Raw genomic sequence first — 10,936 nt, 5'->3', positions numbered from 1 at the left:
TTTTTTTTTTTTGATACATTGGGTAAAGCAGAGTTGATTTTAGGCTAAATAAAAGTAGAATATAGATGTAAGCCTTAAATTAACTTGCTAAGGAGTTTCTTATGAAAAAAGGTTTTACTTTGATAGAATTGTTGGTTGTCGTGCTTATTATCGGCATTTTGGCGGCGGTCGCGCTGCCGCAATACGAAAAAGCGGTGGAAAAAAGCCGCATCAGCGCGCTGTTCCCCATCGCCAAAGCGGTGGAAACCGCACAGAAAACGTACTTTATGGCGAACGGTTCCTACAGTAATGATATGAGCAGTTTGGATATCACCGTTCCGCTTCCCACCGCCTTGGCCAATCCGCCCTGTTCTCTGGCACACGAATCAAGCGATTCTTCCCGCCAGGACGCCCAAACGGTAGTGGCGCTGAATAACCGGACTTCGGCCAAATCCTACTTTGTGGCCGCCGCGCGTTTGACGGGGCCGTATGCCTGTTCGGGCATTAAAATCCCGATGACGGACGTCGGCGCGCTGGAAGCGGGCCGCACGTATTGTTATGAACATATCGGCCATTTTACGGGCACCGCCGGAAATTTTTGCCAGCGGCTGATGAACGGCAAATATGTTACGTCATTTGACTCCTGCCGTTTTTACCAACTGCCGTAATAGCGTTTATTTCAAAAAACCCCGGGTGTGAACCCGGGGTTTTCTTTTCATTTCGGAAGTTTACAGAATCATCATACTGTCGCCAAACGAATAGAAACGGTACTTTTTTTCCACCGCTTGCAGATAGGCCTCGTAGATAAAATCCTCGCCCGCAAAGGCCGACGTCATACACAGCGGCGTAGAATCCGGGAAGTGAAAGTTGGTAATCAGGCAGTCAATGGCTTTAAACCGGTAGCCGGGGTAAATGAACAAATCCGTCCACTTCCTGCCGGAATGGGTGATATGGTTTTCATCCGTGAAACTTTCCAGCGTGCGGGTGCTGGTGGTGCCGCAGGAAAATACGCGTTTTCCCGCCGCGCGCACGGCGTTTAGTGCGGCCGCCGTTTCTTCGGACACTTCACCCAGTTCCGCCAGCATATGATGCTGTTCGGGTTCGCCGCGCAGGGGTTTAAACGTACCCCAGCCCACGTGCAGGGTAATGTAGCAGATTTTTACGCCTTTATCTTTCAGTTTTTGCAAAAGTTCGGGAGTAAAGTGAAAGCCCGCCGTCGGAGCGGCGATGGAGCCGTCGTACTTGGCGTAGACGGTTTGGTAGCGGTCTTTATCGGTTTCAATGCTGGGGGTCATCCCGTCGTGCTTGCGGGCTTTTTCAATATATTGCGGCAGGGGCATGAGGCCGTGCGCGTTGCAAAACGGCAGGATGTCCTGCTGGTTAAATTCCAAAACGGCTTCGTTGCTTTCGGTTTTTCCGCGCACCAGGGCGTTTAGTCCGCCGCCGAAGTCCAGCGTTATGCCCTCTTTATAATCGCGCGTCAAAACGGCCCATACATTGGGTTTTTCCAGCGGGCGCACCAGCAGCACTTCCACCTTGCCGCCCGTCGGTTTATGGGCAAAAAGCTTGGCGGGAAACACTTTGGTGTTATTGATAACCAGCGCGTCGCCGGGGTTGAAGTATTCGTGAATATCGCGGAATATGCGGTGTTCAATGGTGTGGCTGTCGCGGTGGAGCACCATCTGGCGCGAGCTGTCGCGCGGAGTGGCGGGCTGTTTGGCGATGAGGGGATCTAAATCCAACTGTTTAAAACGTTCAAATGCCATGGTTGTCCTTTAGGGGAGTTTTTTAAGTTCCGCTCCGGGGTAATAATTTTTCAAAATCTTTTTGTAGTTTTTGCCGGACTTAGCCATCCCGTTTGCGCCGTCCTGGCACATCCCTACGCCGTGCCCGTAGCCTTTGCCTTCAAAGTGCACGTCGTTCCTGCGCACCGAAAGCTTGGTGATTTTGCAGCTGCGGATGCCCGTCGCCAGGCGGAATTTGCCGCAGGGCACCGTTTTGGTTCCTTTGGAGGTTTTGAGGGTCAGGTTGGTGGCGCGGCCGGTGTCGGTTTTGCGGGCGATTTTAATGCTCTTTAAATTTCCCGAGAGGCCCACGCTTTTGGCATAGGTTTCCACTTTGGCGTGGGAGATATTCATCTGCCAGCTGTGGCTTTTGGAATGGGAATCGTACTTGCAGGAAGCGCCCGAAAGCGGCTTGATGGACTGCGCGCCCGGGTTCCAGCTGCGTACGTCGTCCGTGCCGCCGCCGCAGTTGGCGTGATAATAAGTAAAGAAAAGTTTGTCCTGATACGAGAGCACTTCGCCGCGCGTCTCGTCCACGGCTTTTTTAACGGAGTCATACTGCTTGCCGCCGCCTTTGTACATTTGGCTGCGCACGTCGGAAAATACGTCAAAATTTTTATTCTTTACGCCTTCCAATGTTTTAAGCGTATAGGTGCGCGCGGCCACGGCCTGCGCTTTTAACGCTTCAATCGGCCAGGAATGACTCATTTCATACGGGAGCACGCCGTAAAGGTAGGTTTCCAGCGGCGCGTGCTCCACCAGGTGAAAGGTGTTGCCCGCGGGAATAATATAGATTTTGCCGGAATAAGCGTTTTTGTTCCATTCCAACAGCGTCCCCGTCGCGGGCTCCAGCACAATGGTTTGCGCGGCCTGAAGCGTGCCCACCTGTATTTTGCCTGCGCCCAGCGCTTTGACCGACAGGGTGCCGGGGGGAGAAACTTTATATTTTTTGTCCAAATTTAAGGTGTAAACATATACCCGGCCCGTATGCTTGATAAGGGCGGATTTCTGTTTTTCGGCCAGCAGTACGCGCACGGTTACGTCGGAAGGGGAAGCTTTGGTTTGCGGGTCCTGCGGCGGCGGTTCGGGGGCGCGTTCCAGCGCGGAGGAATCAAGGCCTCCTTTGGCGGCCTGGAAATTGTTGGCGGCGCGTTTGGAGGGCGCGGCGCACGCGCAGAGAAGCGCGGCGCAGAACAGGAACAGGCTGGAGCGAAGCAGGTGTTTCATACGGGACCCCCGGTTAAAAAAGTAAATCGGCGTGCTGCTTGCGGCCCATATGTTCGTAGGCCTTGCGCGTGGCGACGCGGCCGCGCGGCGTGCGCGCGATAAAGCCCGCTTTGATGAGGAACGGCTCAATCACGTCCGTCAGCGTGTCCACGGCTTCGGACACGGCGATAGCCAGGTTGTCCACGCCCACGGGGCCGCCGGAAAAGCGGTCAATAAGCGCTTCTAAAATCCGTTTGTCCACGCTGTCTAACCCTTCGCAGTCAATGTCCAACGAGTCCATGGCGGTGTTGGCAATGTCGTACGTAATAACGCCTTTGCCTTTTACCTGCGCAAAATCGCGCGCGCGGCGCAAAAGGCGGTTGGCGATACGCGGCGTGCCGCGCGAACGTTTGGCCAGTTCCGTGAGGCCTTCGCGGTCCGCCTCAATATCCAGCAGGCGCGCGGAGCGCTGCAGAATATCGGTGATTTCCGGGATTTCGTAGAACCCCAGGTTGAAAACGATGCCAAAGCGGTCGCGCAGCGGGCCGGTTAAAAGGCCGGAGCGCGTGGTGGCGCCCACCAAAGTAAAGCGCGGCACGGCGAGTTTTAAAGTGGTGGAACCCGCGCCTTTGCCGGTATTGATAAAGAAAGTAAAATCTTCCATGGCGGGGTATAAAGCTTCTTCCACGGCGGGGTTTAAGCGGTGGATTTCGTCAATAAACAAAATATCGCCTTCGGAAAGTTCGGTCGTCAGCATGGCGGCCAAATCGCCGGGGCGCGCAAGCACGGGGCCGGAAGTAACTTTAATGTTTACGCCCATTTCGTGTGCCAGGATATTGGCCAGCGTGGTTTTACCCAGGCCGGGCGGCGCGTAAAAAAGGCAGTGGTCCAGCGCTTCTTTGCGCGATTTGGCCGCGGCGATGAAAATACGCAGATTGTCTTTTAGTTTTTCCTGGCCGACAAATTCGTCCAGCGTCGTCGGGCGCAGGGCGGCTTCCATGCCGGCGTTTTCGTCGGAGAGTTGGGTTACGTCCAGGATTTCGTTCTGGTTGCTCATTTTTTCAGCACCCGCAGGGCCTCTTTAATAATGTTTTCAATCTTATCATTGGGATTGATGCCTTCGGCGTAGAGTTTTTCAATCGCGCGGCGCGATTCCTGCGCGGAATAGCCCAGCGCGCCCAATGCTTCCAGCACGCCGCTCATATACGGCGCGTCGTCTAAGACTTTGATTTTGCTTTCGCCCTGCACGGTTACGGCGTCCATCTTGTCTTTCAGGGAATTGATGAGTTTTTCCGCCGTTTTGGCCGTAAAGCCGAAAATGCCCGTTAAAATTTTGGGGTCGCGTTTTAAAATGGCGTTGTGAAAGTCCGCCACCGAGCGCAGGGCTTTGTTTAAAAATTCCATCGCTTTTTTGGGGCCCGTGTTGGGGATGGCCGTTTTGAAAAGATACCAGAGTTCTTTATCCTCTTTGTTTAAGAAGCCGTAGAGCACCGTGCCGTCGTAGGGAGAGATGGATTCCGCCACATGGAGGCTTACGTCGTTTCCCGCCGTCAGTTCCAGCGCCGAGCTGTGGGCCAGATTTACTTCGTAGCCCACGCCGCCGCAGAGGATGACGGCTCCGTCTTCTTTCACTTCCAAAATTTCGCCTTTTAAATACGCAATCATATTTTCATTTTAGCATATTGGGCACCCGCCCGGGGGCCTTGCAGGCCGTGCAGACTTTGCGGTGCTTGGCAACATTGTTTAAACAGGGTGGCTCAATTAGTCGGATGTACCCGCATAGAGAACCGCCCCCTGGAAGGGGCCTTGCAGGCCGTGCAGATAAAAAACCGTCCCCGGAAAACTTTTGCGTTCCCGAATGTTTCTCTCCCAAGTATCTAAAAGTACCGTATTTTGCTGAACCCTGGCCAGGCCAGATTTCCTGCCCCCGGCAAGGGGGTTGATTTGTTTTTTTTTTTGATAAATTGGGAATATCAACTTATATAAATAGGGGGATATATCCCGTGCAAAAAAGTCTCGGATTTACGCTTATAGAGCTGTTGGTAGTCGTATTAATCATAGGCATATTGGCCGCTGTGGCGCTGCCGCAGTATGAAAAAGCGGTGGAAAAGTCCCGCGCCGCCCAGGCATTTGCGCTGGCTAAGTCCATCCACGAAGCGCAGGAAGCATTTAAAATGGCCAATGGGGATTATACGCGTTCATTTGAAGATTTGGATATTGATATACCGACCGTTGCTGGCCAGCCAAACACTTGCGGCTTGGCGGCGAATGAAATCCGCTACACCAAAGATTTTGCCATTGCGCTGGGAACCAACGGCCAGTACACCGGGGACGTGGTTGTGGCGCGCAACTGGGGCAAAGATCAATGCTACGGCATCGGCTACATCCAGGGGGCGCTGCATTGTTCGGAATACCCCGGGATGCATAAAACGAATTTTTGCGTCAAAGCGTTTGGCGGTACGCTGGATTTTACTACCCCCAACTGGAACCACTATAAACTGCCTTAACTAAGCGGCCGATTTCAAAACCCCGGTTCGGATGAGCCGGGGTTTTTTAGTCAGTAAAACGGTTATTTCTTTTTAAGCTGTGCGGCTTTGGCGGCTTTTAGTTTAGCCAGAAACGCCGCTTTTACGTTTATCATATTGTTGAGCGGAGCGGTTTTTAAATGGCAGATGCCGATGGCTACCGCGTCGGCGGTATCGTCGGGCGAGGGGGCTTTGTCCAGGTTCAGCGTCAGCTGCACCATGCGCTGCACCTGTTTTTTGTCCGCCGTGCCGGTGCCGCAAATAATCATTTTCACGCGCTTGGGCGGATAAAACGAAACGGCTTTTCCCGCCAGCCGGCAGGCCAGGATAATCACGCCGCGCGTCATGACGGTGTTGGCCATCGTTGCCGCGCGTTTTAAAAAGAAGTTTTGCTCCATCGCCACCTGGTCCGGGGCGTAGGTTTGCAGGATTTTTTGCAGTTCGTTAAAGATGTATTCCAACCGTTCGGGCAGTTCCTGCCCGGCGTCCGTATGAATCAGCCCGCAGGCCCGTAAAGACAAAACGGAACGGGCGTTCCTTGTCAGGATGGCCCATCCCGTTCTGTCTAAACCAGGGTCTATACCTAAAACGGCGGTCGTTTGGTCGGTCAAGAGTCCTCTTGCGCCTAGGCGTTAAGCTTGGCGGCGACGGCTTCGTCAATGCTGGAGTTGTCGTACACGTTTTTGGTGTCGTCGTGATCGTCCAGCGCGTCCAGCATTTTCATTAAGGTTTCGGCGGTGTGCTCGTCGGAAACGTTTACGTCCGTATCCGGAATCATAGACAAATCGGCCGATTCGGGCGTAATGCCTTTGGCTTCAATGGCTTTTTTCACGGCTTCCAGCGCGGCCATTTCCGGCGCGGTGATTACTTCATATACATCGCCCGCGGCGCGTACGTCTTCGGCGCCGGCTTCCAGCGCGAGGTTCATCAAATCGTCTTCGGAAATGTCTTCTTTCTTAACGACAATCAGCCCTTTGCTCTTAAACATATAAGATACGCATCCCGCCGTGCCGATGGAGCCGCCGTGGCTGGTGAAAATTTTGCGGATTTCCGCAAAGGTGCGGTTTTTATTGTCCGTCGTGCATTCCACGATAACGGCCACGGAACCGGGGCCGTAGCCTTCGTACGTGATTTCTTCGTACGATACGCCCGGCAGCTGGCCCGTACCTTTCATAATGGCGCGTTTGACGTTGTCAATGGGCATATTCGCGGCGCGCGCGTCGTCCATAGCTTTACGCAAGCGGGGGTTTTGGTCGGGGTTGCCGCCGCTCATTTTGGCGGCGATGGTTACTTCTCTTAAAATTTTGGTAAAAACTTTACCTTTCTTGGCGTCTACGAGGGCCTTTTTGTGTTTAATACCGGCCCAGTGCGAATGTCCACCCATAGGTACGCTCCTTACTGCAAATTTAGATACTTTTATTTTAGCAAATTTTTGCCGGGGCGGAAGAGGCGTATAATTTGTAAAATGGGCGTATGAGTTTATCCAAACAAATCCTGCAGGAATTAGAAGCCGGGCAAAACCCGGCCAAAGCCGCCCAAATGAGCAGGTTTTTTAAAACGGGCAAAGGCGAATATGCCGAGGGCGACGTGTTTTGGGGGCTGACGTCCGCCCAGGTGCAGGGGTGTGCGAAAAAACACTGGAAAGAGGCCTCTTTTGACGATATGGACGCCCTGCTGCGCGCCCGCCACCACGAAGCGCGTTCCTGCGCCGTGTTTATGCTGGTACTGCGTTTTGGGGCGGCGAAAACGGAGGAAGAACGCGAAGCGGTGTTTTCGTTTTTTGTGGAGCGTCTGCCGTTTGCGAATAATTGGGATTTGATTGATATTTCGGTGCATAAAATTATCGGGGCGTATCTGTTTGGCCGGGAGCCGGACCTATTATATAAGCTGGCGAAATCCAAAAACCTGTGGGAACAGCGTGCGGCCGTCGTATCCACGATGTACTTTATTAAACGGGGAAAGCTGGACGCAACGTTTACACTCTGCGAAGGATTTTTAACGCATCCGCACGATTTGATGCATAAAGCCTGCGGCTGGATGCTGCGCGAAGCGGGCAAGCGGGATGCGTCCGCCCTGTGTGCGTTTTTAGATAAGTTCGCGGCGCGTATGCCGCGCACGATGCTGCGTTATGCGCTGGAGAAATTCCCCCGGGAACAGCGCGCGCATTATATGGCCGCAAAATAACACTTTTCATTAAAAAAACCGCCCTTTTGCCGGGCGGCTTTTTGTATGGCAAATCCTAAAATCTGCCCCGTACGGGATTTGAACCCGGACCCCCGGTTCCGAAGACCGGTACTCTATCCAGTTGAGCTAACGGGGCGTATTTCTATTTTAGCAAACTTTGCGTTTACACTTTAGCGGCGGTGCGCCAGGGAGAGCGGCTCGGGGTGGATGGTAACCAGCGTCTGCGGGCCGAACGCTTTTAACAGGGCGGTTTCCATCCGGTCCGTGGCGTCGTGCACTTGTTTTAAGTTCCACTCGTCCGGCAGATATACGTGAAATTCCAGGCAGGCGTACCCGCCGATTTTGCGCGTTTTGATGCTGTGCGCCTGCGCGGCCGCTTCGGCCTCGCGGCAGAGCCGCACGATGCGCTCTTCGGCCTGCGCTCCCAGCGATTTATCCAGCAGTTCCTGTCCGGCCGTTTTTAAAATCTGCCAGGACACTTCAAAAATAAAAAAGCTGACTACAATCGCCGCCAGCGGATCCAGCACCGTCCACCTGCTTCCCAAAAAATAAGCGCCGCCTACGCCCAAAAGCGTACCGATGGAGCTCATGGCGTCCGAGCGGTGGTGCCAGGCGTTGGCTTCCAGCGCCGAACTGCCGATTTGTTTGGCGGCCTTTAAGGTGTAGCGGTACAGCCATTCTTTGACGGCGATGGATACTACAGCCATCCACAGCGCCGCGGCGCGCGGCTTTTCAATTACGCCGCCTTCGGCCAGGCGGACTACGTCGGTTATGCCGTTGTAGAGGATTTTTGCCCCCACCGCAAACAGCGCCGCCGCGATAATAAGCGTGGCCAGCGTTTCAAAACGGCCGTGGCCGTAGGCGTGGTCGCGGTCGGCGGGGCGGGTTGAAAATTTGAGGCTGACAAGCACCACCATATCGGTCAGCGAGTCGGAAAGCGAGTGCACCGCGTCCGCCACCATGGCCGAACTGCGGCCCCATACGCCTGCCGCAAACTTGGCGCCGCAGAGAAGGCTATTGATAATCAGCCCGTTTACCGTAATGCGGTGTGCCAAATTGGAGCGGGAGTTCTGGTTCATATAAAAATTTTATCATTTTCCAATGTAGCCAAACTAACGTTTTTTTGCTATAAATAATACATATGAAATCTATTAAAAATGAGGCGGCCGCCAGCTGCCCGAATCATTGTGAGCCTTTTGATGTGGAGTATTGGTCTTTGGTCAGCGCCGACCAGGACCCCGATTTGAAATCCGCCATATTGGGCGGCGAACTGAATTTGGTGCGCTGCCCCGAATGCGGCGCCTTTTTTCACCACGACGGAGATTTGATTTATTTTGACGCGCCTTCAGAGCTTCTCGTCTTTGTGTTCTCGGAGAAGGACCGCCAGCGCGAGCCGGAACTTTTGGCCCGCATGCACAAAGATTACGACTTGATTAAAACAACACTGCTTAAACAGCTGAATATGGACTATCCGCCCGTGTCCGTCTTCGGGCTGGAAGCCTTAAAGGGGGTGTTGGAAGCGGAAGAGAAAGTTTCGGATGAATCGGAGGCCGTGGCCGCGGCGTCGGCCGCGCTGGGCCTGCGCGTCGCACGTTTGAAACCGTCGTACGCGCGGGAAAATCATTTCCCGTTCTACGTGCCGGCTCCGGCGCAGAACGAAACGGCAAACGGATATGCCGTTGCCGCGAGTAAAGTGCTGGGCAGCGGGCTTAAAAGCGCGCTGCTGCGCAACTTTATGGACCGAATGAGTGAGGAGGGGGCTTTGTCACCGTTGATCCTATGATTGCAAGAATACCGAAAGAATACAAAGAGCAGCTGTACGCCATCGGTACATATGCGCATAAATTGGGGCTTAAGGCGTGGGTTGTAGGCGGCGCCGTGAGGGATTTTTACCTCAAACAAGGCACATTGGATATTGATTTGGCGTTTGACGGGAATCAGGAATCGGTTGCCGGTTTTTGTATCAAACAATGGGGCGGCGGGAAACGTAAATTTTCCCAGTTTGGCACCTTTCGCGTCAATCTGGCGAGCGGGCTGAAGCTGGATATGGTGCGCGTGCGCAAAGAACAGTACGCCTACCCCGGCGCACTGCCGACGGTGGAGTTTTCCCCGGATATTAAGGACGATTTGTTCCGCCGTGATTTTACCACCAATGCGTGGTGTTTTTCTATTTCTCCGGCCTCGTTTGGCAAAGCGTACGATCCTTTCGGGGCGCAAAAGGACATTGACGCGGGCCTTATCCGCATTCTGCACGACAAAAGTTTTTTAGACGACCCCACCCGCATGTACCGCGCGGTGCGTTTCGCCGGCCGTTTCGGCTGGAAGCTGGCCCCCAAAACCGAGCGTTTGCTGATGGCCGCGGTAAAAGAAGAATATCCGCTTTTGCTTACGCGGGAACGCTTCTGCCGTGAATTTTTAAAAGTGCTCAAAGAGAAGCGCATGAAAGAAATTTTTGCGCTGATGGAAAAATACGATATGCTCAAATTCGCCTGGCCGGGCCTGCATTGGAACGACGCGCTGTTGTACACGTCGGACATACAGGAGCGTACGGCTATTTTGGTGTGTTTGTTGGGCTCCAGCGGGGAAAATTTCCTGCGTACGCTGCATTTGCCGAAAGAATTTGCGCAGGAGATTTTAGGCGCGTGGAAAATAACGCAGGAAAAGATGTGTCCTGTTGCGGCGCTGTCGCCTCTTCAGCAGGAGGTGCTGAAAGCGGTTATGCCGGGTCTTCCGCCCGCCGCGCTTGAGCCGTGTTTTATACGCGGGCGGGAACTGAAAGATTTAGGCCTTGCCGGCCGGAAAATTTCCGGCGCATTGGACCGCGTGCGTAAAGCGCAGTGGGACGGCGAAATAAAAACGCGCGAAGAGGCGTTGGCGTTTTTAAAAGCGTAGTTTGGGATTTGTTTACAGCCCCCGGCTCTTACGAGCCGGGGGTTTTCGTATGGCGTTTTGCCCCGTATCCCGGCCCGGAGTGTGCGGCTTTTCGGGTCGCCCGGATGGGGTGGCTGTTTTGCCATTTTATGCAGGTCTTAGCCCTGTCTATAAAACGCCTCAAGGCGGAAAAATGTTTTTACTTGTTTGAGCGAAGCGAGTTGTAAAAACATCCGCCGCGAGTGCGTTTTATAGGGCCCGACCTGCGAGTTTTTTGCCTACTTTTTGTCGGCACAAAAAGTAGGGAATAGTTTTGGAATCCTATCAGAAAGAGGAAGTAAACCCTTTTGCTTCTTTTAGAAATAAAAGAAGAAAGATATAAAAGGC

12 protein-coding genes and 1 tRNA gene are annotated in these 10,936 nt (G+C 53.5%); 5 read left to right on the top strand and 8 right to left on the bottom strand.

Features of this window, described 5'->3' with window-relative positions:
* Nucleotides 1–101: 101 nt before the first annotated feature.
* Nucleotides 102–647: a type IV pilin protein gene (locus tag ACQY36_RS07350; protein WP_428072065.1), complete on the top strand. Its 546-nt coding sequence runs from the start codon at nucleotides 102–104 to the stop codon at nucleotides 645–647.
* Nucleotides 648–707: 60 nt separating this feature from the next.
* Here the strand turns inward: ACQY36_RS07350 and queA are convergent, their stop codons facing one another.
* The 4 genes from queA to ruvA are packed head-to-tail and all read right to left on the bottom strand — an operon-like array spanning nucleotide 708 to nucleotide 4,634.
* Complete coding sequence (gene queA / locus ACQY36_RS07345) at nucleotides 708–1,745, bottom strand: tRNA preQ1(34) S-adenosylmethionine ribosyltransferase-isomerase QueA (protein ID WP_428072066.1); 1,038 nt, start codon at nucleotides 1,743–1,745, stop codon at nucleotides 708–710.
* 9 nt (nucleotides 1,746–1,754) lie between these two features.
* Nucleotides 1,755–2,990 carry a SpoIID/LytB domain-containing protein gene (locus tag ACQY36_RS07340; RefSeq protein ID WP_428072067.1) on the bottom strand — a complete coding sequence of 412 codons (1,236 nt, stop codon included), beginning with the start codon at nucleotides 2,988–2,990 and terminating at the stop codon, nucleotides 1,755–1,757.
* A 13-nt stretch (nucleotides 2,991–3,003) separates the two neighbouring features.
* The gene (ruvB, locus tag ACQY36_RS07335; RefSeq protein ID WP_428072068.1) at nucleotides 3,004–4,026 is read right to left on the bottom strand and encodes a Holliday junction branch migration DNA helicase RuvB; all 1,023 of its coding nucleotides are present in this window, start codon (nucleotides 4,024–4,026) and stop codon (nucleotides 3,004–3,006) included.
* Complete coding sequence (gene ruvA, locus ACQY36_RS07330) at nucleotides 4,023–4,634, bottom strand: Holliday junction branch migration protein RuvA (protein ID WP_428072070.1); 612 nt, start codon at nucleotides 4,632–4,634, stop codon at nucleotides 4,023–4,025. The genes ruvB and ruvA overlap by 4 nt, the downstream gene beginning before the upstream one ends.
* A 338-nt stretch (nucleotides 4,635–4,972) precedes the next feature.
* On the opposite strand from ruvA, the gene ACQY36_RS07325 reads away from it, so the two are divergent.
* Complete coding sequence (locus ACQY36_RS07325) at nucleotides 4,973–5,476, top strand: type IV pilin protein (RefSeq protein ID WP_428078612.1); 504 nt, start codon at nucleotides 4,973–4,975, stop codon at nucleotides 5,474–5,476.
* Nucleotides 5,477–5,538: 62 nt separating this feature from the next.
* Here the strand turns inward: ACQY36_RS07325 and ruvC are convergent, their stop codons facing one another.
* Nucleotides 5,539–6,105: a crossover junction endodeoxyribonuclease RuvC gene (gene ruvC, locus ACQY36_RS07320; RefSeq protein ID WP_428078610.1), complete on the bottom strand. Its 567-nt coding sequence runs from the start codon at nucleotides 6,103–6,105 to the stop codon at nucleotides 5,539–5,541.
* 14 nt (nucleotides 6,106–6,119) lie between these two features.
* On the bottom strand, nucleotides 6,120–6,878 hold the full coding sequence (locus ACQY36_RS07315) for a YebC/PmpR family DNA-binding transcriptional regulator (protein WP_428078608.1): 759 nt from the start codon (nucleotides 6,876–6,878) through the stop codon (nucleotides 6,120–6,122).
* Nucleotides 6,879–6,967: 89 nt separating this feature from the next.
* Here ACQY36_RS07315 and ACQY36_RS07310 point away from each other — a divergent pair, with 89 nt between their 5' ends.
* A complete protein-coding gene (locus ACQY36_RS07310; RefSeq protein ID WP_428072020.1) occupies nucleotides 6,968–7,678 on the top strand; it encodes a DNA alkylation repair protein in 711 nt (236 codons plus the stop codon).
* Nucleotides 7,679–7,741: 63 nt separating this feature from the next.
* On the opposite strand, the gene ACQY36_RS07305 is transcribed toward ACQY36_RS07310, so the two are convergent.
* Together ACQY36_RS07305 and ACQY36_RS07300 are read right to left on the bottom strand one after the other, a co-directional pair.
* Nucleotides 7,742–7,814: transfer RNA gene (locus ACQY36_RS07305), tRNA-Arg, on the bottom strand.
* 34 nt (nucleotides 7,815–7,848) lie between these two features.
* Nucleotides 7,849–8,757, bottom strand: a complete 909-nt coding sequence (locus tag ACQY36_RS07300; protein WP_428078606.1) for a cation diffusion facilitator family transporter — start codon at nucleotides 8,755–8,757, stop codon at nucleotides 7,849–7,851.
* Nucleotides 8,758–8,819: 62 nt separating this feature from the next.
* Between ACQY36_RS07300 and ACQY36_RS07295 the strand changes: the two genes are divergently transcribed.
* Together ACQY36_RS07295 and ACQY36_RS07290 are read left to right on the top strand one after the other, a co-directional pair.
* Nucleotides 8,820–9,461: a CpXC domain-containing protein gene (locus ACQY36_RS07295; protein WP_428072018.1), complete on the top strand. Its 642-nt coding sequence runs from the start codon at nucleotides 8,820–8,822 to the stop codon at nucleotides 9,459–9,461.
* On the top strand, nucleotides 9,458–10,570 hold the full coding sequence (locus tag ACQY36_RS07290) for a hypothetical protein (protein WP_428072017.1): 1,113 nt from the start codon (nucleotides 9,458–9,460) through the stop codon (nucleotides 10,568–10,570). The genes ACQY36_RS07295 and ACQY36_RS07290 overlap by 4 nt, the downstream gene beginning before the upstream one ends.
* The last annotated feature ends 366 nt before the right edge of the window (nucleotides 10,571–10,936 follow it).

Origin of the sequence: Candidatus Avelusimicrobium alvi, assembly GCF_958451995.1 — a bacterium.
In the GTDB taxonomy this organism is placed as follows: domain Bacteria; phylum Elusimicrobiota; class Elusimicrobia; order Elusimicrobiales; family Elusimicrobiaceae; genus Avelusimicrobium; species Avelusimicrobium alvi.
The sequence above is the reverse complement of the archived record's forward strand: the minus strand, read 5'-3'. Positions and strand labels throughout refer to the sequence as shown.